The sequence below is a fragment of the Enterobacter sp. ECC-249 genome (assembly GCF_043965265.1).
In the GTDB taxonomy this organism is placed as follows: domain Bacteria; phylum Pseudomonadota; class Gammaproteobacteria; order Enterobacterales; family Enterobacteriaceae; genus Enterobacter; species Enterobacter quasiroggenkampii.
This window is the reverse complement of the sequence record NZ_CP143660.1, coordinates 1,569,645-1,590,354: the sequence shown is the minus strand read 5'-3', so window position 1 is coordinate 1,590,354 and position 20,710 is coordinate 1,569,645. Positions and strand designations below refer to the sequence as shown.

18 protein-coding genes are annotated in these 20,710 nt (G+C 55.1%); 11 read left to right on the top strand and 7 right to left on the bottom strand.

All coding sequences use genetic code 11. From position 1 onward, the window contains the following. Positions 1–26 precede the first annotated feature (26 nt). Positions 27–554, top strand: a complete 528-nt coding sequence (priC, locus tag V1587_RS07595; RefSeq protein ID WP_371898781.1) for a primosomal replication protein N'' — start codon at positions 27–29, stop codon at positions 552–554. Between the two features lie 14 nt (positions 555–568). After that, positions 569–742 (top strand): pleiotropic regulatory protein RsmS, encoded by a 174-nt coding sequence (gene rsmS / locus V1587_RS07590; RefSeq protein ID WP_371898780.1) that lies wholly within the window; start codon positions 569–571, stop codon positions 740–742. 32 nt (positions 743–774) lie between these two features. On the opposite strand, the gene mscK is transcribed toward rsmS, so the two are convergent. Beyond that, positions 775–4,131: a mechanosensitive channel MscK gene (gene mscK / locus V1587_RS07585; protein ID WP_371898779.1), complete on the bottom strand. Its 3,357-nt coding sequence runs from the start codon at positions 4,129–4,131 to the stop codon at positions 775–777. Between the two features lie 113 nt (positions 4,132–4,244). Next, entirely contained in the window at positions 4,245–4,898 is a 654-nt protein-coding gene (gene acrR, locus V1587_RS07580; protein WP_371898778.1) for a multidrug efflux transporter transcriptional repressor AcrR, read from the bottom strand. A 140-nt stretch (positions 4,899–5,038) separates the two neighbouring features. On the opposite strand from acrR, the gene acrA reads away from it, so the two are divergent. The 6 genes from acrA to V1587_RS07550 all read left to right on the top strand — a co-directional run bounded on the left by acrA (position 5,039) and on the right by V1587_RS07550 (position 11,874). After that, positions 5,039–6,232: a multidrug efflux RND transporter periplasmic adaptor subunit AcrA gene (gene acrA / locus V1587_RS07575; protein WP_371898777.1), complete on the top strand. Its 1,194-nt coding sequence runs from the start codon at positions 5,039–5,041 to the stop codon at positions 6,230–6,232. Positions 6,233–6,254: 22 nt separating this feature from the next. Continuing rightward, a complete protein-coding gene (gene acrB, locus V1587_RS07570) occupies positions 6,255–9,401 on the top strand; it encodes a multidrug efflux RND transporter permease subunit AcrB (RefSeq protein ID WP_029741964.1) in 3,147 nt (1,048 codons plus the stop codon). Positions 9,402–9,911: 510 nt separating this feature from the next. Further along, positions 9,912–10,286, top strand: a complete 375-nt coding sequence (gene tomB, locus V1587_RS07565) for an Hha toxicity modulator TomB (RefSeq protein WP_008499288.1) — start codon at positions 9,912–9,914, stop codon at positions 10,284–10,286. A 27-nt stretch (positions 10,287–10,313) separates the two neighbouring features. Continuing rightward, positions 10,314–10,532, top strand: coding sequence for an HHA domain-containing protein (locus tag V1587_RS07560; RefSeq protein ID WP_008499287.1), 219 nt, complete (start codon positions 10,314–10,316; stop codon positions 10,530–10,532). Between the two features lie 205 nt (positions 10,533–10,737). Beyond that, positions 10,738–11,289, top strand: a complete 552-nt coding sequence (gene maa, locus V1587_RS07555; protein WP_371898776.1) for a maltose O-acetyltransferase — start codon at positions 10,738–10,740, stop codon at positions 11,287–11,289. Between the two features lie 117 nt (positions 11,290–11,406). Next, a complete protein-coding gene (locus V1587_RS07550) occupies positions 11,407–11,874 on the top strand; it encodes a YlaC family protein (RefSeq protein WP_023310598.1) in 468 nt (155 codons plus the stop codon). Here V1587_RS07550 and V1587_RS07545 read toward each other — a convergent pair. After that, positions 11,846–13,306 (bottom strand): PLP-dependent aminotransferase family protein, encoded by a 1,461-nt coding sequence (locus V1587_RS07545; RefSeq protein WP_371898775.1) that lies wholly within the window; start codon positions 13,304–13,306, stop codon positions 11,846–11,848. The genes V1587_RS07550 and V1587_RS07545 overlap by 29 nt on opposite strands. A 101-nt stretch (positions 13,307–13,407) precedes the next feature. On the opposite strand from V1587_RS07545, the gene V1587_RS07540 reads away from it, so the two are divergent. Next, positions 13,408–14,118: a GNAT family N-acetyltransferase gene (locus V1587_RS07540; RefSeq protein ID WP_371898774.1), complete on the top strand. Its 711-nt coding sequence runs from the start codon at positions 13,408–13,410 to the stop codon at positions 14,116–14,118. Here the strand turns inward: V1587_RS07540 and ykgO are convergent. Together ykgO and V1587_RS07530 are read right to left on the bottom strand one after the other, a co-directional pair. Continuing rightward, entirely contained in the window at positions 14,115–14,255 is a 141-nt protein-coding gene (ykgO, locus tag V1587_RS07535; RefSeq protein ID WP_003859006.1) for a type B 50S ribosomal protein L36, read from the bottom strand. The genes V1587_RS07540 and ykgO overlap by 4 nt on opposite strands. A 2-nt stretch (positions 14,256–14,257) precedes the next feature. Then, positions 14,258–14,518 (bottom strand): type B 50S ribosomal protein L31, encoded by a 261-nt coding sequence (locus V1587_RS07530; protein ID WP_006176933.1) that lies wholly within the window; start codon positions 14,516–14,518, stop codon positions 14,258–14,260. Between the two features lie 220 nt (positions 14,519–14,738). Here V1587_RS07530 and V1587_RS07525 point away from each other — a divergent pair, with 220 nt between their 5' ends. After that, a complete protein-coding gene (locus V1587_RS07525) occupies positions 14,739–16,304 on the top strand; it encodes an EAL domain-containing protein (RefSeq protein WP_371898773.1) in 1,566 nt (521 codons plus the stop codon). Here V1587_RS07525 and V1587_RS07520 read toward each other — a convergent pair. Beyond that, the gene (locus tag V1587_RS07520) at positions 16,297–16,569 is read right to left on the bottom strand and encodes a metal/formaldehyde-sensitive transcriptional repressor (protein WP_028012182.1); all 273 of its coding nucleotides are present in this window, start codon (positions 16,567–16,569) and stop codon (positions 16,297–16,299) included. The genes V1587_RS07525 and V1587_RS07520 overlap by 8 nt on opposite strands. 133 nt (positions 16,570–16,702) lie before the next feature. Between V1587_RS07520 and V1587_RS07515 the strand changes: the two genes are divergently transcribed. Beyond that, the gene (locus V1587_RS07515; RefSeq protein ID WP_371898772.1) at positions 16,703–17,530 is read left to right on the top strand and encodes a nickel/cobalt efflux protein RcnA; all 828 of its coding nucleotides are present in this window, start codon (positions 16,703–16,705) and stop codon (positions 17,528–17,530) included. A gap of 38 nt (positions 17,531–17,568) precedes the next feature. On the opposite strand, the gene V1587_RS07510 is transcribed toward V1587_RS07515, so the two are convergent. Continuing rightward, the gene (locus tag V1587_RS07510; protein WP_371898771.1) at positions 17,569–20,658 is read right to left on the bottom strand and encodes a beta-galactosidase; all 3,090 of its coding nucleotides are present in this window, start codon (positions 20,656–20,658) and stop codon (positions 17,569–17,571) included. Between the last annotated feature and the right edge of the window lie 52 nt (positions 20,659–20,710).

The following is a 20,710-nucleotide window of genomic DNA, read 5'->3' as shown; positions in this document are numbered from 1 at the left end:
CGGCTACTTTACCACTGGAGAGCGCCTTGAAAACAGCACTGCTTCTTGAGAGGCTGCAAAATCAGCTGATTGCTCTGCGGGAGCAGGCCACGCCGCTGATGGGGCACGCCACGCTGAAACCGCGCTTTGACCGGCAGCTTTTTCGGACCCGCAGCACCGTTATTCAGGATTACCTGGCTGAAGCGCAGACCAATCTCGACGAGCTTCGCCATGCGGTTGAGAGTGAACAGCAGGAGCAGGTGGCGTGGCTTGCGGAGCATCTCACCGAACAGATCACCGCGCTGCATCGCGAAATCACCGCCTGGCCGCTGCGCGCCTGGGACAGCGCCTCGCCGGGGCTCGGCAAATGGCAGCGCAAGCGGCTGGAGAACCAGGAGTTTGAACGCCGGCTGTTTGAGATGAAGCGCGAACGCGAAGTGCGGCTGAACAACAGCGAAACGCTGGAAGAGCAGCAGCTATTGATGCGCGAGATTAGCGCGCTGGAAGGACGTATCGTCCGCTGCCGTCAGGCGCTGGATGAAATTGAACGCGTTATAGAACGTTTGACCCGTTAACAGGAGCCACACCCATGTCACTGGAAAATGCACCCGATGAGGTCAAGCTGGCCGTCGATTTGATTATGCTGCTGGAGAATCATGAGATCCCCGCCGGGACGGTGCTTAAGGCGCTGGAGATTGTGCGGCGGGATTTTGAGGGGAAACTTCCCCCTCACCCTGCCCTCTCCCCTGAGGGGAGAGGGTAAAAGCAGACTGCAGCAGATTATTCCCTCTCCCTTCAAGGGAGAGGGTTAGGGTGAGGGTCACCACCCTTAATGTCGCGCTTCACTTCCGTATGCTCATCACCTTTCTCGTTACGCAGGTGAACCTCAAGCTGGTTGAAGGCGATATTAATATCGTTTTCACGGCACAGGCGATCGATAGAGCGGTTAAGCTCATCCACCGTGTAGCTGCGGTCGCGCAGCTCGCGCACGTATAAACGCAGCTCGTGATCCAGCGTACTCGGCCCAAAGGTGGTGAAGAAGACCGCCGGAGCCGGATCGTGCATCACTTTCGGATGCTCAGACGCCGCCTTCAGCAATACCTCTTTCACCTTATCCAGATCCGATCCATAGGCCACGCCCAGGCGGATCACCACGCGCGTCACCGTATCGGAGAGCGACCAGTTGATCAGACGCTCGGTCACGAACGCTTTGTTCGGGATGATCACCTCTTTACGATCGAAGTCGGTGATGGTGGTGGCACGAATACGGATCTTGCTGACCGTTCCCGAGAACGTGCCGATGGTGACGGTATCGCCGATACGTACCGGACGTTCGAACAGGATGATCAGACCGGACACGAAGTTACCGAAGATCTCCTGCAGGCCAAAACCAAGACCGACCGAGAGGGCCGCCGCCAGCCACTGTAGTTTATCCCACGAGACGCCAAGCGAGCCAAAGACCGTCATCGCCCCGACAATAATGATCACGTAGTTAAGGATCGTAGTAATGGCGTAGGACGCCCCCTGCCGAAGATTCAGACGTGACAGGAGAAGCACTTCAAGCAGGCCTGGCAGGTTGCGAATCAGCGCCCAGGCCACTACCGACGACACCAGTGCAAACAGCAGGCTGCCCATGGTCACGCTTTTCATGACCGCCGCGCCGGCTTCGGTGCCGTTGTATTGCCAGAGGGTAATACTGTCAAGATAGGCGAAAACGGTAATAAGATCGGACCAGATAGCCCAGAACATCACGGCAAACAGGGCGATCATCACCAGCATGGTGATGCGCAGCGTCTGCTGGTTAACCTGCTCCAGGGCGATGGTCGGCTCTTCCTGCGGTTCCGCGCCTTCGGCCCCTTCTTTCACCTGATGCTGACGACGCGCGATAGCACGGCGATAGGCAATGCGGCGGGCCGCCACGCTCAGGCCGCGCAGCACGGTCTGATAGAGCAGGTTCCAGACGATCACCAGATAGACCGTTTCAATCCAGCGCCCGGACAGGCGCAGCGTGGTATAGAAGTACCCCGTTGCCGTCAGCACCATCAGCGCCAGCGGAATGATCGCCAGTACCGTCACGGTGACCAGACGAATATTGTGGGACTCTTTATCACGCCAGCTGTCGCGGCACATCGGCCACATCAGGATCGCAATCAGCAGCAGGTTCAGCAGGATAACCAGCTGGCCCAGCACATCATCCATCAGATGCAGCGGGGAAAGCTCAGAAACAACCGACCAGAAGTGCAGCGGCAGGAGCGCCAGGCTGATGCGCACAATCTGGCGACGCCAGTGGCTGGTCAGCTGCGCAGGCATGTTGAAATGACGCACCGCCACGCCGTCTTTTTCCAGCACCTTCCAGCACACGCCAAACACCAGCCAGAACAGCGCCAGTTTTTTACTGAACGCCCACAGCAGATCGCTAACGTTGAGCTGCATGGTGAGCAGAATTAGCCCCACGGCCAGAATAATCAGGCACACCGGCAGGGCGCGAATGAGATCGATGAGAATCGCTTTTGGCGTATGGAGCTGGCTATCGTTGCGCAGCTGCCCCACTTCGGACGCCAGCTTCGCCTGGTATTTTTTCAGCCAGCCCAGACGCCAGCGGATCAGGCCGGCAATCAGCAGCAGCGGTAATCCCGCCAGTAAGGCAATCGTCACCGCAGGCCAGGCTTTCTCCCAGTTTACGGTGATCTTCATGCTCTTAATCTGCGTTTTCAGCGTCTCAGGGAAGGATTTAATCCAGTCCCAGTCCATCGGTTTGTTGCTGTTTACCCAGAAAATCTGCTGGGTCAGGATCTCCTGCAGACTTTTCGAGACGCTCACCAGCTGCTGCTGGTTGATCTGCAGGTTAATGGCCATCATCAGCTGGTTACCCAGCTGTTTGTTGAGCTGGTCCAGCAGCTCGCGACGCATATCGATGACCTGGAGCAGCGCGTCGTGCACTTCCGGGTTCACGTCGCTGGAGTGCCCTTCTTCAATTTTGGCGACAAAGGCATCGCTCTGGAAAAGGGCATCGCGTTGCTGGTTGACGTCAAACTGTTCCAGACGTAAATCCGCAATGCGGTTGGTCATGTCTTCCAGCTCATCGGCGGACGGGAGCGTCTGCTGCTGCTGGTAGAGAATGCGCGACAGCAGGAGGCTGCCCTTCAGAACCGCGATCTGCTCTTTAATGTTGCGTTCAGCCTGCAGCGCGCGATCCAGCCAGTTCTTCACTTTGATGTTTTGCTGAACCAGCGAGTTACCGTGTTCCGTCGCCAGTATCAGGCGCTGGCTAAGCTGGTGGTTGGCCTCGAGCTCCTGTTTCACCAGCGGATTCGCCTGAATGCGGGCAGTTTCGTCAGGCGATACGGCCTCCTGGGCGGTTTTTTCCGTCAGCGTCAGGCGTTTGCTGTTTACCGCCTCCTGCAGCAGCTGAAGCTGGTGTTCCAGGCGATTAATATTCGCGGTGACGTAATCACGCTGTTTCTGCAGCGTGTCCTGCAGCACCGTATTCCCTTCCAGGCTTTTACGCTGCTGTTCGATTTGTGCATTGAGTAACGTCTGCTGCACCAGCAGCAGGGTTTGCTGCGTCGGGCGCAGCGTGCCTTCGCCTACCGTCGTGCCGTTGAGGCGGTTGCGGATCTGCTGCAGCTGCTGAGACGCGGCGTACATCGCATTTTGCACGCGCTCTGGCTGGGTTTGCAGGGAGACAAGCTGGCTGTTATAGGTCGCGAGGTCGGACTGCGCGGTTTGCAGGTCGTCAAGCAGTTGCGCAACGCGCGACTCCAGCTGGCGTAAAGAGAGCGTCGAGAGCGTTTTGCGCGTTTCGGTATCGTTATCGACGTCGCTCAGGGCGTTCAGCGATTCCGTGGCCTTGCGCATATTTTCAGGAGCCTGCGCCACCTTCTGACGAAGCTGGGCGGTATCTGCTTTGACGCGTTCAATTTTATCCAGCGTTTCCAGCGTTTCCGTCAGATCCTGCTGGATGAGCTTATCCTGAGGAGAGAGCTCTTTTTGTTTGTTCAGCGTGTCGAGCTGCGACTGAACATCCGCACGCGTGGGGATATCGTTGCTGTTGTCGGCGCGGGCCCAGGTCAGCGGCGCGGTGGCGAAGAAAAACAGCATCGCAAAGAGCAATGCAAAAACAGGATGTTGCGAGCGATTGATGGGCAGCATAGTTGTGAATGATGTCAGAAGATGACCGAAAATAGTCCGGCGTGAAGAATATCACGCTCGCTGAGAGCAGAATAGCGCGAACGTTATCCTCTGAGATAAATCCTGGAAAGGGATCAGGCCGTTAGCGAAGGCGCATCGCCGCGCAGCGTGGGGCAGAGCTGTAGCATTTCCAGTAAAATCGCCACGTAGCTGCGGGCTTCCTCTTTGAGGTCAAAGGATTGCGGCGCAAAAAGCCAGTTTTCCATCAGACCGGAAATGTAGCCACGCATCAGGATTGCCGCCCGTCGGGTCAAGAGATTGGCCGGTAACAGCTTCGCCTGCATACACAGGTTCAGATTCTGTTCAATGCGGTCATAGCTCTCGAGGCTGAGGCTGCGTTGCGCCTGCTGCACCACCGCCATTTCGCCGACAAACTCGCATTTATGATAAATAATTTCCATCATTAATCTGCGACGTTCTTCAACTACCGTTGCTTCAAGGATATATACTAATATTTCTCTCATTACTGAGAGTGGATCGTCAGGGAATTTTGCCCGATACTCACTCTCAAGATCGCTAATGCTGGACTCTGAAAGCTCCCAGATTTCACTGAACAGATCTGACTTATCTTTAAAATGCCAGTAAATCGCTCCTCGCGTCACACCGGCAGCCTGAGCAATCTGCGCCAGCGAGGTGGATGAAACACCCTGCTGCGAGAACAAACGTATTGCCACATCCAGAATGTGTTGTCGGGTTTCCAGCGCTTGTTGTTTAGTTTTTCGTGCCATAGGTGGGTGAATTTACAGGAGTCAGATTTACATACATTTGTGAATGTATGTACCATAGCATGACGATAATATAAACGCAGCAATGGGTTTTAGACTCAGGACCCTTGATCAATTTGAAATCGGACACTCGAGGTTTACATATGAACAAAAACAGAGGGTTAACGCCTCTGGCGGTCGTTCTGATGCTCTCAGGCAGCTTAGCGCTAACAGGATGTGACGACAAACCAGCTCAACAAGGAGCTCAGCAGGCGCCAGAAGTAGGCGTTGTGACGCTCAAATCTGAACCTCTACAAATCACCACCGAATTACCAGGCCGTACAAATGCTTACCGCATTGCGGAAGTGCGTCCTCAGGTTAGCGGCATTATCCTGAAACGTAACTTCACCGAAGGCGGTGATGTGAAGGCCGGTGAGTCTCTGTATCAGATTGATCCAGCAACCTATCAGGCCAATTATGAAAGCGCGAAAGGCGATCTGGCTAAAGCACAGGCCGCGGCTAAAATTGCTCAGTTGACGCTGAATCGCTATCAAAAACTGCTCGGTACCAAGTACATCAGTCAGCAGGATTACGATACCGCCCTGGCGGATGCCCAGCAGGCTAACGCAGCCGTGGTGGCAGCCAAAGCGGCCGTCGAAACCGCGCGCATTAACCTGGCCTATACCAAAGTGACCTCCCCTATCAGCGGTCGTATTGGTAAGTCTTCCGTGACGGAAGGGGCTCTGGTGCAGAACGGTCAAACCACTGCGCTGGCGACCGTGCAGCAGCTCGATCCGATCTACGTTGACGTGACGCAGTCCAGCAACGATTTCCTGCGCCTGAAACAGGAGCTGGCTAACGGCACCCTGAAACAGGAAAACGGCAAAGCCAAAGTGGAGCTGATTACCAACGACGGTATCAAGTTCCCGCAGGAAGGTACGCTGGAATTCTCTGACGTGACGGTCGACCAGACCACAGGTTCCATCACCTTACGTGCGATTTTCCCGAACCCTGACAAAAATCTGCTGCCAGGTATGTTCGTTCGCGCGCGTCTGGAAGAAGGAACGAATCCAACCGCACTTCTGGTTCCACAGCAGGGTGTGACCCGTACGCCTCGCGGCGATGCGAGCGCGCTGGTGGTTGGGGCTGATGACAAAGTCGAAACGCGCAATATCACCGCCACCCAGGCGATTGGCGATAAATGGCTGGTGACGGAAGGTCTGAAAGATGGCGATCGCGTGATTGTTACTGGTTTGCAAAAAGTTCGTCCTGGCGCGCAGGTTAAAGCACAGGAAGTGAAATCTGACGATAAACAACAAGCTTCGGCCGCTGGCCAGTCAGAACAAACCAAGTCTTAACTTAAACAGGAGCCGTTAAGACATGCCTAATTTCTTTATCGATCGCCCCATATTTGCGTGGGTGATCGCCATTATCATCATGCTGGCCGGGGGACTTGCGATCCTGAAGCTGCCTGTCGCGCAATATCCAACGATTGCGCCACCGGCGGTAACAATTTCCGCAACCTACCCGGGGGCTGATGCGAAAACGGTGCAGGACACCGTCACCCAGGTTATCGAACAGAACATGAACGGTATCGATAACCTGATGTACATGTCCTCAAACAGTGACTCCACCGGTACAGTGCAGATCACCCTGACCTTCCAGTCAGGTACGGATGCTGACATTGCGCAGGTTCAGGTGCAGAACAAACTGCAGCTGGCGATGCCTTTGCTGCCGCAGGAAGTACAACAGCAGGGTGTGAGCGTCGAGAAATCGTCCAGTAGCTTCCTGATGGTTGTCGGCGTTATCAACACCAACGGCACCATGACGCAGGAGGATATTTCCGACTACGTGGGCGCCAACATGAAGGACGCCATCAGCCGTACTTCCGGTGTGGGTGACGTGCAGCTGTTCGGTTCTCAGTACGCGATGCGTATCTGGATGGATCCGAACAAACTGAACAACTTCCAGCTGACTCCGGTTGACGTGATCAGCGCGATTAAAGCGCAGAACGCCCAGGTAGCGGCCGGTCAGTTAGGCGGTACACCGCCGGTGAAAGGCCAGCAGCTTAACGCCTCGATCATCGCGCAGACCCGTCTGACCTCTGCCGATGAGTTCAGCAAAATTCTGCTGAAAGTGAATCAGGACGGTTCGCAGGTTCGCCTGCGCGACGTGGCAAAAGTAGAGCTGGGCGGTGAGAACTACGACATCATCGCGAAGTTTAACGGTAAACCGGCTTCCGGTCTGGGTATCAAACTGGCGACAGGCGCTAACGCCCTGGACACCGCCACGGCGATCCGCGCAGAGCTGAAGAAGATGGAACCGTTCTTCCCGTCAGGTCTGAAAATCGTTTACCCATACGACACCACGCCGTTCGTCAAAATTTCGATTCACGAAGTGGTTAAAACGCTGGTAGAAGCCATCATCCTGGTGTTCCTGGTGATGTATCTGTTCCTGCAAAACTTCCGCGCGACGCTTATTCCAACGATTGCCGTGCCGGTTGTTCTGCTCGGGACCTTTGCGATCCTGTCGATATTTGGCTACTCGATAAACACCCTGACGATGTTCGGGATGGTGCTCGCCATCGGCCTGCTGGTGGATGACGCCATCGTCGTGGTAGAGAACGTCGAGCGCGTGATGGCGGAAGAAGGTCTGCCGCCGAAGGAAGCAACCCGTAAATCAATGGGTCAGATCCAGGGCGCGCTGGTCGGTATCGCGATGGTGCTGTCTGCGGTATTTATCCCAATGGCCTTCTTCGGGGGCTCTACCGGTGCGATTTACCGTCAGTTCTCGATTACCATCGTTTCCGCGATGGCGCTGTCGGTGCTGGTGGCGTTGATCCTGACTCCTGCCCTGTGTGCCACCATGCTGAAGCCGATTCAGAAAGGCGGTCACGGCGAGCACAAAGGATTCTTCGGCTGGTTTAACCGCATGTTTGATAAGAGCACGCATCACTACACCGACAGCGTGGGCAACATCCTGCGCAGCACCGGTCGTTACCTGCTGCTCTATATCATCATCGTGGTGGGCATGGCTTTCCTGTTCGTTCGTCTGCCAAGCTCGTTCCTGCCGGATGAAGACCAGGGCGTGTTCCTGACGATGGCACAGCTTCCGGCGGGTGCCTCGCAAGAACGTACCCAGAAAGTGCTGGATGAAGTGACGGACTACTACCTCACCAAAGAGAAAGACAACGTTGAGTCCGTGTTTGCGGTTAACGGCTTTGGCTTTGCGGGTCGTGGTCAGAACACCGGTATTGCCTTCGTTTCTTTGAAAGACTGGTCTGAACGTCCAGGCGAAAAGAACAAGGTTGAAGCCATCACCGGCCGTGCAATGGGCACCTTCTCGCAGATTAAAGATGCGATGGTCTTCGCCTTTAACCTGCCAGCGATTGTTGAACTGGGTACGGCGACCGGTTTCGACTTCCAGCTGATTGACCAGGGCGGTCTGGGTCACGAAAAACTGACGCAGGCGCGTAACCAGCTGTTCGGTGAAGTTGCTAAACACCCTGACCTGCTGGTCGGCGTGCGTCCAAACGGCCTGGAAGATACGCCGCAGTACAAGATCGATATCGACCAGGAGAAAGCCCAGGCGCTGGGTGTATCCATCAGTGACATCAACACCACGCTGGGCGCAGCCTGGGGCGGTAGCTACGTTAACGACTTCATCGACCGCGGTCGTGTGAAGAAAGTGTACGTGATGTCCGAGGCGCAGTACCGTATGTTGCCTAACGATATCAACAGCTGGTTCGTGCGCGGCAGCAATGGTCAGATGGTACCGTTCTCGGCGTTCTCAACCTCACGCTGGGAATACGGTTCACCGCGTCTGGAACGCTATAACGGCCTGCCGTCTATGGAGATCCTGGGTCAGGCTGCTCCGGGTCGAAGCACCGGTGAAGCCATGAACCTGATGGAAGAGCTGGCGAGCAAGCTGCCTGCGGGTATCGGCTATGACTGGACCGGTATGTCCTATCAGGAACGTCTGTCCGGTAACCAGGCCCCTGCTCTGTACGCCATTTCACTGATTGTGGTCTTCCTGTGTCTGGCGGCACTGTACGAGAGCTGGTCGATTCCGTTCTCCGTTATGCTGGTAGTTCCACTCGGGGTTATCGGCGCGCTGCTTGCGGCAACGTTCCGTGGACTGACCAACGACGTTTACTTCCAGGTAGGCCTGCTGACAACCATTGGCTTGTCGGCGAAGAACGCGATACTTATCGTTGAATTCGCCAAAGATCTGATGGAGAAAGAAGGCAAAGGTCTTATTGAGGCGACGCTTGAGGCGGTTCGTATGCGTCTGCGCCCAATCCTGATGACGTCGCTGGCGTTTATCCTCGGCGTACTGCCGCTGGTTATCAGCTCCGGTGCGGGTTCCGGCGCGCAAAACGCAGTAGGTACAGGTGTGATGGGCGGTATGGTTACCGCGACCGTACTGGCTATCTTCTTCGTACCGGTGTTCTTCGTGGTGGTTCGCCGCCGCTTTAGCCGAAAGAATGAAGATGTTGAACACAGTCATTCGGTAGAACCTCACTGATACCGGTTTCACATGATAAAAAGGCCGCATTAGCGGCCTTTTTCATTTTCAGAAAAAATCATAAATTACGCTTATTGTGGTTCTATTTATTTTCTGCCATCTTAAATAGACATATCATAATTAACTGATAACTTAATCGGTGAATTCAGGATTTTTTTAATTTCATTTCTCCGCTTAAGCCATTAGGAATATTCCTAATAAGAAGTTCTTACAAAGATAAGTCTGAATCTGAACTTTCCTCATCATTTTTGCTAAGCCAATGAAACGTAAGGAAGCGATAAAACACCTTCGTTAATTTGGATAAAAACGTTGGGTCCAGGATGACCATTTGCGTAGAAACTCGCAGTCTGCGGTTTTATTTGTAATTTTTCGTAATAGCGCGATGAAATCCAGGAAGGAGTGGCTTATAGTTAGGTTATCAGGAACACAGCACTCATGTAGCTAAGTCAGTTGTATCCATCCCGACAATGATGTTCGGTGAGTAAGAAATCACTCAGAAGGGGATGCGCTATGGACGAGTACTCGCCAAAAAGGCATGATATCGCGCAGTTGAAATTTCTCTGCGAATCCTTGTACCATGACTGCCTTGCCAACCTTGATGAAAGCAACCATGGCTGGGTAAACGACCCAACGTCTGCCATCAATTTGCAGTTGAATGAGCTGATAGAGCATATCGCAACCTTCGCACTTAATTATAAAATTAAGTACAATGAAGATAATAAGCTGATTGAGCAAATTGATGAATACCTGGACGACACCTTTATGTTGTTCAGCAGTTACGGCATTAACGCTCAGGATTTGCAAAAATGGCGTAAATCGGGAAATCGGCTATTCCGCTGTTTCGTCAACGTGAGCAGAGCTAACCCGGTTAGTCTTTCCTGTTAAAATTATTACAATTACTAAGGTGAATTTATGTCTGATAAACCACTCACAAAGATCGATTATTTGATGCGCTTACGACGTTGTCAGTCAATTGACACGCTTGAGCGCGTCATTGAAAAGAATAAATACGAGCTTTCTGATAATGAACTGGCGGTATTTTATTCAGCCGCTGACCATCGTCTTGCTGAACTGACAATGAATAAGCTGTATGACAAAATCCCTACTTCTGTGTGGAAATTTGTCCGTTAATCTTTGAAGGGTGTCTGTAGAGTTCTACGCCTCGTTCTAAGTATTTGCCTATCCCGTTATGCTCCCTGTGCGTAAGCCAGGTCTCCGTGTAAAACGTGTTCAGCAGCAGCAATGTTGTGACTCCAGTCACATCGGCTTTTCGGGAACGTTCCCCTCCTGGCCTGTTCCGATTACTCTGCGGTAATCACATCCAGAGAGGTTTCCAATGAGCTTAGAAAAACAGAAAATGATTGCCGGTGAACATTACCGCCCCGGCGATGAGACGTTACGAGCCGACCGACTGCGCGCCCGCCATCTGGTTTATCGCTATAACCACACCGCGCCTGATGATAAAACAGAACGCCAGAAGATTCTGGCGGAACTTCTGGGACAAAGCGAAGGCGCATATATAGAACCGAGCTTCCGCTGCGACTATGGATATAACATTTACCTGGGCAAAAACTTTTACGCTAACTTCGATTGCGTGATGCTGGATGTCTGCCCTGTTCATATTGGCGATAACTGCATGCTCGCACCGGGTGTGCATATTTATACGGCAACCCACCCGCTGGACGCAGAGGAACGGAATAGCGGCGTGGAGTTTGGAAAACCCGTCACTATTGGCAATAACGTCTGGATCGGTGGCCGGGCGGTCATTAACCCTGGCATCACCATTGGTGATAATGTTGTGGTGGCCTCCGGCGCCGTCGTGACGAAAGACGTCCCGGCTAACGTCGTCGTTGGCGGCAACCCGGCAAAAATTATCAAAACGCTGTGAGGTTTCGGGGAGTCAACTGTTATGGCCTTTTAGCGCCAGACTGTTACTTTTTTCAGCCTGATGGCTCCCCTAAAATTGGCAGATACCCTGTATTGTCAACTCTCATGAAGGCAAAAAATGACCGAGATACAGCGCCTGCTTACCGCCACCATCGACGATCTTAACCTCCGCGAAAAGCGCGACAATCGCCCGCGCTTTAGCATTAGCTTTATTCGCAAACACCCAGGACTGTTTGTCGCTATGTATGCCGCCTGGCTGGCGACGCTTATTGTAATGCTGAAGTCCGAAACGCTGGTGGACTCCGTCTGGCTGCTGGTTGTGCTGTTTGTGGTCTTTAACGCCTTTTTCTTTTTCGACGTGAATCCGCGCTACCGTTACGAAGACATCGACGTGCTCGACTTTCGGGTCTGCTACAACGGCGAATGGTACAACACGCGTTACGTTCCAGAGGAGCTGATTGAAAACATCATGCACTCTCCGGCAGTTGAAGCCGGGCAAAAAGAGAAGCTGCAGAAAATGGTCTCCACCAAAGGACAGCTCTCTTTCTATGATGTCTTTACCCTTTCCCGCCCTGCTGCTGCGTAATTAACGCCTGCAGACGTCGGATCCCCGGCGCAAACTGAGAAGCAGAGGTATTACCGTAACCTAAAACCAGCCCGGTTTGCCCCTGCTTCGCCTCCAGGTAGTACCCGCTCAATGCAGCGGGTGACAGCTGAAACGCCCTCGCCTGCTCCACCAGCCTCTGGTCATCAATATCATCTATCGCCAGCGTCAGATGCATTCCGCCTTCACCGGCCAGAATACGGTGCGGCGCATGAAGCTCTGTGCCCAGCACCTCCCGCAGCTGGCGGTATCGTTTACGATAGAGCCGACGCATGGCAGCCAGATGACGGGCGTAGTGACCTTCTTCGATAAACAGCGCCAGCGTGCGCTGTTCGGCACGATGCCCACCGCGCAACAGCGAGCCGATGGCCGGACGAGCCGCCTTCGCCAGCGCTGGCGGCAAGACCATGAACCCTATTCGGAGCGAAGGAAACAGCGTTTTACTGAACGTCCCGAGATAAACCACGGGCGCGTTGTTTACCATTCCCAGCATCGCCGGTACGGGCTCACCGGCATAACGGAACTCGCTGTCGTAATCGTCTTCAATGATCCACGCGTTGTGCTGCCGGGCGAGCTCCAGTAACGCCAGACGCCGTCGGGCACTGAGCACGCTTCCGTAGGGGAACTGGTGTGAAGGTGAGGTAAAAATTAACAAGGGAGAAGGTACATTCAATCCCTCCCAGCACATCCCCTCGTCATCAATCGGGATCCCCGTCATTGCCAGGCCGGTTTTAACAAACGCACTCTTTGCCCCGCTATAGCCGGGGTTTTCCACCCAGGCGACATCGCCAGGCTCGCTCAACAGCATCGTGCAAAGATTGACGCCCTCAAGCGCTCCTTCGGTTATCACAATCTGGCTGGCGTCGCAGTCGATACCGCGGGACAGGGCGAGATGCCGGGCAATCGCGGCACGCAGCGACGGTTCGCCGGCCGGGTCGCCATAGCCTAGCAGGGCACTTCCCTCCTCGCGCAGGACGCGATCGTACAATCTCCGCCACAGCGGCAAGGGGAAATAGTTAATGGCAGGCGTTCCCGGCGTGAACGCCATCACCGGGGTGTCACGCTGCACAGGCGCGGGCAGCAGGGCGACCCGTTTTGACAGCCTGACGTCAGGATCCGGCAATGCCCGGGGAATCGTACGATGAGCGAATTGCCCCACCCGCGTACCCAGACGGTTGCGCAGCAAATAGCCTTCAAGCGTGAGCTGGTCCAGCGCCGCATTGACTGTATTTCGGGAAACCGAGATCTGCTGCGCCAGCGTTCGCGAACCGGGCAGCTGGCTGCCGGACCGAAGCCTTCCACCCAGTATGGCCTCCCGTAAAGCATGATAGAGCGCGCGCTGAAGCGTCTCTTGCCCACGCTTTTTCAGCGCAGCATGGAGCAAAGTGTAAAGCTCATCACCCGGTATATTCATCTTCCCTCCTCGTGGTACCAGAAAAACATAGCCTGGTGGTTCTTTTTAAGGAACCACCAATTCACTAATCTGAAGATCTTTTCAACGTCATGGAAATAAAGATGAATACATTCAATGAGTTTGGACAGCCTGTAGGCGAATCCCTTATCGACTGGCAGCCTCGTCAGCACCCGTCCCGGGTGGTCCTGCAGGGCCACTATTGTCGGCTGGAGCCGCTGCGCGTGGAGCATGCCCACGCGTTGTTCTCCGCCTATTCCCTGGCCGAAGATACCCGCAGCTGGACGTGGCTGCTGCGTGAACCCGATGCCACCGCAGAGGAGTTTACCGAATGGGTGGCGAGCGTAAGTGCGTTATCCGATCCCATCCACTTTACCGTTATCGATAACCGGACCCAGTCCCCAGTCGGGACGCTGTCCCTGATGCGTATCGATCCTAAAAACGGGGTCGTGGAAGTGGGACACGTTCACTTCTCTCCTCTGTTAAGCCGCACGCCGATGTCGACAGAAGCCCAGTATCTGCTGATGCGATACGTGTTCGATACCCTTGGGTATCGGCGTTATGAATGGAAGTGCAACAGCCTGAACGAGCCTTCCCGTAAAGCGGCGCTGCGTCTGGGCTTTCAGTTTGAAGGGCGCTTTCGTCAGGCGCTGGTCATAAAAGGCCGTAACCGGGATACCGACTGGTTTTCGATTCTCGACAAAGAGTGGCCGGCGCTGGCGAGCGCCTTTGAAAGCTGGCTTGCCACCGACAATTTTACTGCCGATGGCAAACAGAAAAGATCCCTGGAAAGCTGGCGAGAAACGCGCGTCTAGCGTCTTTTTTTACGTCCCTGAACCGCCTTAAAGCGCGGATTTGATTTGCAAATCACGTATAAGCGTCCCTTGCGTTTGACTATCTGGCAATCCGGGTGACGCTGCTTTGCACTACGTAATGAGTTAAGAACCTGCATGGTTAGCCCCGCTTCGCATTGAGAAATCCGCCAAAACGCTTGCGGAAGCGCGCTGCGCTGCCGTCAGTAGAGAACGTTTTCTGCTTACCGGTATAAAACGGGTGCGATTTTGAAGAAACCTCGATGGTGATGTACGGATACGTTTCACCGTCGAGTTCAATTTCACGGTCGGTCTTAATGGTTGAGCCCACTTTGAAGTATTCATTCGCGCTGGTGTCGTGGAAGACCACGGTGCGATAGGCGGGATGGATATTGGGTTTCATCGTAAATCCTTTATGTTTTGTTATAACATAACAAAATAATATCCAGGCCAGTTTGAAAAAACAACCCCCTCTCGCCTGACGATAATTTCTCGTTTGCCTGTGATAAGATGAAAACCATGCCAACCACGTGCTATAACTATATCATTTCGCGGTAAAATCTTTCTCTTCAGGCAGGGAACTCAATGCCCAGGAACGGGTATACGAGGAAGGACACGACAGCATGAAAACCCGACATCTGGTCAGTCTGGTGACTGGCATACTTATCTTTTCTGTGCTGGTCCCCATTTGCCTGAGCATCTGGCTGGCCCATCGCCAGGCGGAGGATAAATTTGCCGATGCGCTGGATAATTATGCCTCACGCGTGCTGGTACGAGCCGACAGGGTTGTGGCTCAGGCAAAAGAAGCGCTCGATCACCTGCAGGCCTTTGATGGCGTGCCGTGTAGCCCTTTACAACTGAGGGAAATGCGCCGGGTCGCTTTCTCGTGGCGATATGTCCAGGAAGTGATTTATATCGACAACCTTCGGCCGCTCTGCTCCTCCCTCGAGCAAACCAGTCATGCCCCCCCTTTCCCCCCTCCGATGCGCATTACCGGAGATGGTTATAGCGCATGGCTGACCACGCAAAACGATCTTGGGTTTAATCGCTACATGGCAGTGCTGGGAAAAGGCCACTACCTTGTCATGGTCGATCCTGCCTCACTGGTGGACGTGATCCCTTTCGGCGAGATAGCCATTGATGCCGCCCTGGTAGGAAGCACAACGCACCGCATTTTCGCCAGCAGCAGTAAGCTCGATTCTCACATCCGCGACATGGTTCAGGAGCGGGGCGTGAAAAGCGTGCAGTACAACGGTTCAATGTACATCATGAAGTCTGTACCTGAGCTTGGATTTACCGTAGTCGCTTGGGCAACGCTCAAACCGCTCTCTGAAACCTGGCACCGGCAGCTGCTTTTCTGGTTACCGTTCGGCATGTTGATAAGCCTGCTCGCCGCGCTCTTCGTCCTGCGGATACTGCGGCGTATCCAGTCACCTCGCAATCGCCTGCTGGACGCCATTAACAGCCGGGATTTTGTGGTGCACTATCAGCCCATCGTGGCGCTCTGCAGCGGAAAAATTGTGGGCGCTGAGGCGCTGACGCGCTGGCCTCAGCCGGACGGAAGCAGCCTCTCGCCGGATATTTTTGTCCCCCTTGCCGAGCAAACGGGGCTCATCTCACAGCTGACGCAGTTAGTCATCGAAAAGGTGTTTGAAGATATGGGTCACTGGCTGCAACGCTACCCGGATCAGCATATCTCCATTAACCTCGCGCCTGACGATTTGACCTCCGGCATCCTGCCGCCTCTGCTGAGTCAGCTACTGAATAAATGGCAAATCCATCCCCGGCAAATCGCCCTTGAGCTCACCGAGCGCGGCTTTGCCGATCCCAAAATCAGCGCGCCGGCAATCGCCGCACTCCGCCGTTCGGGCCACCCTGTCTATATTGATGATTTTGGTACGGGCTATTCCAGCCTGAGCTATCTGCAGGATCTGGACGTCGACACGCTAAAAATTGATAAATCGTTCGTGGATGCGCTGGAGTATAAAAACGTGACGCCGCACATCATTGAAATAGCAAAGTCGCTGAAGCTGGCAATGGTGGCCGAGGGGGTCGAAACCGCAGGGCAGCTCGCCTGGCTACACCGCCACGGCGTGCAGTACGGGCAGGGGTGGTACTACAGCAAAGCGCTGCCAAAAACGGAATTTATTCTTTGGGCAGAGAATAACCTCGGCACGCACTCTACTTAAGATAGGATTTGATCACCTGCAGCACCACGCCAAGATCGGCTTCACGCTGCGCTTCTTCGGGTTCTTTCACCACATGATCGGTTAAATGCCCTTCGATCACCTGCATCATCATGCCATTGACCGCCCCGCGAATCGCCGCAAGCTGCTGTAACACCTCGGCGCATTCGTGATCGCTGTTAAGCATTTTTTCCAGCGCGGTGCTCTGCCCCTGAATTTTCTTCAGGCGAGTCAGTAACATCTTCTTGTCTCGAACGGTATGTGACATCTCTCTATCCCTTATTTTTGGCTTTTAAAGCATATCACGCTCTACTCCCCCTGAGTATTTTTCTACTGGGGGGTAGTATTACGCTACTGGGGGGGAGTAGTATCTCCGCACGCTTCCCACTCCGGAATTTCCCATGACCGATTTTGCTTCACTTCTTCAGCAGGGCAATGCCTGGCTGTTTGTTCCCAGCGCTATCCTGCTCGGTGCGCTGCATGGCCTGGAACCGGGCCACTCAAAAACAATGATGGCCGCCTTTATTGTTGCCATCCGCGGCACGCTGAAACAGGCGGTGCTGCTCGGCCTGGCAGCTACGCTTTCGCATACGGCAGTGGTCTGGATCATCGCTATGGCGGGATTATGGTTTGGTCGGGGCTGGGATGCACACACGTCCGAACCCTGGTTCCAGCTGATCTCCGGGGTGTTGATCGTTGCGATCGCCCTGTGGATGGCGTGGCGAACCTGGAAAGAAAACCAGCCGCACGATCATCATCACGACCATGATCACCACCATGACCATGACTCTGACCATGACCACCATCATGATTATCATCATCACGAACACACGCTGATTGAAGAAGAGTGGCAGGACGCCCACCAGCGCGCGCACGCGCAGGATATAAACCGACGCTTCAGCGGACAAAACGTCACCACCGGACAGATCGTAATGTTTGGCCTGACCGGCGGGCTTATCCCCTGCCCGGCGTCCATCACCGTTCTGCTGATCTGCCTGCAGCTAAAGCATTTTGCCCTCGGCGCGACGCTGGTGTTCAGCTTCAGTATTGGTCTGGCGTTAACGCTGGTGGCTTCCGGCGCGATTGCCGCCTTGAGCCTCAAACATGCGACAAAACGCTGGCCCGGGTTTAACGAACTTTCCCGTAAAGCGCCGTGGATTTCCGCTGCGCTGATTACCGTGGTAGGGATTTATATGAGCCTGCACGGTCTGAGCGGGATTCTGGCGTAAGCTGCGGCCACGTCCTGTGGCCGCATCTCAATGGTCAGTTAAGGATTTTGCTGCCAGCTAAAGGTGTAGCGAAGCTGGCGTGTCTGCAGAATGAATTCCGGTGAAACGCTGGGGCTCCAGGAGTCGTCGCCGCCCACGCCCATATGGAACGCGTCGAGGTTAAGCCAACACCCCGGCTCTTCCCGCAGTAGATGGTGATGGGTTGTCTCCCGCAGCTGCTGCTGGCTGTAGCGGCTAACCGAGAAATGGAACCGGCCATGTAGCTGATGCGTTCCCAGAGCCAGCTGCCGCGTATCACAGCGCAAACCATTTTCCGTCGGGAAGATATACGGCGTGTGCATCTCCGCCAGGGGTAATGTCCAGCGCCCCTGCTGTGCCGCCAGCATTCTGTCCGGATAGTTTTCATGCGGCCCCAGTCCCAGCCAGGAGACGTTTTCCGGCGTTTCGGCGAGATGAACGCTCAGGCCAACGCGCGCGGGTTCCGGAATATCGGACGCCATATCGACCTGAATATCGCCGTGCAGCCTCCCCTGGTCGTCCACCCGCCAGACTTTACGGCTTATGAACAGCGTTTTGCCATGATACTCCCCGACATGAAGGGTGGTGACCACGGCTTCGCCCGCGTGCTGCTCTGCCTCACAGCGCAAAGCGCGTAAGGTGAGATCGTACATGCCCGCCGCTTTCCAGCGTTCAACCCACGCATTCGGATCGATCTTCGTCGCTTCACTCACGCCAATATCATTGTCCAGCGGCGCACGGCTGAGGTTATCGGTCAGAGGTGACATCAGCGTTTCAACGCCATTTCGCCACCATTGGGTCAGGTTTCCGGATGAGCGATCGAACTGCCAGCGCTGTTGACGATGCGCGATCTCCAGGATGCGGTCGTTTTGCGTCAAAACAGGAGGCTCGCCCGCAGAGGCTGGCGGTGCGACATACAGCGGAGACGGAAGCGGCCACTGCTCCCACGCGCAGCGATGGTTTGCCGGCGACCACGTTGTTGCCCGCGGCTGGCGTACTTCAACATTCAGCCAGACTTCCCCCGGTTCGTTTTGCCATTCCGGCAGAGCGATCTCCAGACGCTGAGCGCCTTCAGGGGCTATTGCCAGCGTCACCTCGCCCGAAGCCAGCACCTCTCCGTCCCGGGCAACCGTCCAGCTCAGCACTTCGTTATCGGTGTGGCGGAACAGGTAGCCGCTTTGCACCTCAATCACCAGCGGAGAGGTGCTGACCCGCGTAAAGGTGAAGAACTGCTGGGCGCGCTGCGCCTCGTACAGCGCCGGGTGCGGCGTGCGATCGGGGAAGACCAGTCCATTGAGGCAGAACTGTCGGTCGTTCGGTTTATCGCCAAAGTCCCCGCCGTATGCCCAGAACGAATTGCCCTCTTCATCTTGCTTCGTCAGAGCCTGATCGACCCAGTCCCAGACAAATCCCCCCTGCAACCGAGGGTGGCTGCGAAACGCCTGCCAGTATTTCGAGAATCCGCCGAAGCTGTTCCCCATCGCGTGGGCGTATTCGCAGAGGATCAGCGGGCGTGTTTCATCCGGCATACCGATCCATTTTTTGATGGACCATTTCGGCACTGCCGGGAAAGGCTGATCCTGATCGACCCGGGCATACATCGGACAGACAATATCGGTCGCCGCAGTGTTCGCGCCGCCGCCTTCATACTGTACCGGACGCGTCGGATCCGTGGCTTTCACCCAGCGATATAGCGCGTCGTGGTTTGCACCGTGCCCGGACTCATTGCCCAGCGACCAGATGATAACTGAGGGATGATTACGATCGCGCTGCACCATGCGCGTCACGCGCTCGCTCATGGCGGGCAGCCAGCGCGGATCGTCAGCAAGGCGGCTCATCGGCACCATGCCGTGGGTTTCGATGTTGGCTTCGTCAACAACGTACAGACCATAGCGATCGCAAAGCCGGTACCACAGCGGATGGTTCGGGTAGTGCGAGCAGCGCACGGCGTTGAAGTTGTGCTGCTTCATGATTTCGATATCGCGACGCATGGTCGCTTCGTCCATCACCTGGCCGTTTTCCGGATGATGCTCGTGCCGGTTAACCCCGCGGATCAGCAGCGGTTTACCGTTGAGCTTCAGCAGGCCATTGCTGATTTCAACCCGCCGGAAGCCGACATCGCACGCTTCCGTCTCCAGCACGGTGCCCTGCGCATCCAAAAGCGCGATTGTCAGGCGATAGAGTTCCGGGGTTTCTGCACTCCATAACGCCGGGGCTGTAACCGGGATCGCCGCCGTTAACCGCTCGGCCCAGTTGCCGCGCTCGTCCACAATGGCAGAGCCTGGCCGTTGGGTAGTGCTGCCACAGCGTTCACCGTTGCGCCACAGCGTTATCGCCACCTCGCACTCCGCGTAGTCAGCGCCTATCAGCGCGACCTCGACTTTCAGCACCGCGCGGTCCAGCTCCGCATTCAGATCGGTGACCACATGATAATCCGCAATGTGCGTCTCCGGCTTATGCAGCAGGGAGACATCACGGAAGATGCCGCTCATGCGCCACATGTCCTGATCTTCCAGATAGCTGCCGTCGCACCAGCGCAATACCATGACCGCCAGGCGGTTCTGCCCGGGGCGTAATGCCGCCGAGAGGTCAAATTCGGCGGGCAGGCGGCTGTCCTGGGAATAGCCCACCCACAGTCCGTTACACCACAAATGGAACGCCGAGTTCACGCCATCAAAAATAATTCGGGTCTGCCCGCTCTGAAGCCAGGCGTCATCTACGTCAAATGTGAGCGAGTAACAACCGGCCGGATTTTCCTGCGGCACAAAAGGCGGGTTAACCGGGATAGGATAGGTGACATTGGTATAAACAGGCGTGTCGAAACCCTGCATCTGCCAGTTAGACGGCACGGGCATCGCAACGGCATCCGCGCAATCTTCGGTGACCCATGCCTGAGGAACCTGCTCGGGAGCAGAAAAGTAGCTAAATCGCCACATCCCGTTGAGGGAGAGCCTGCTGATAGATTCAGCGTCATCCCTGGCGGAAGAGTCATTACGCCAGCTGTGCAGCGGCGCGTGTGCGGCCAGGCGGTTCCACTGGGTGACGCCGGGATTTTCCCAGTCCCGACGGGCGAGGATATCGCTGAGGGTCAGCGAAGGTGTATGAAACATATTAACCTCTTTGCGAAGCGCTCACAATTTTGGTTAACATGCCCTGGCACTC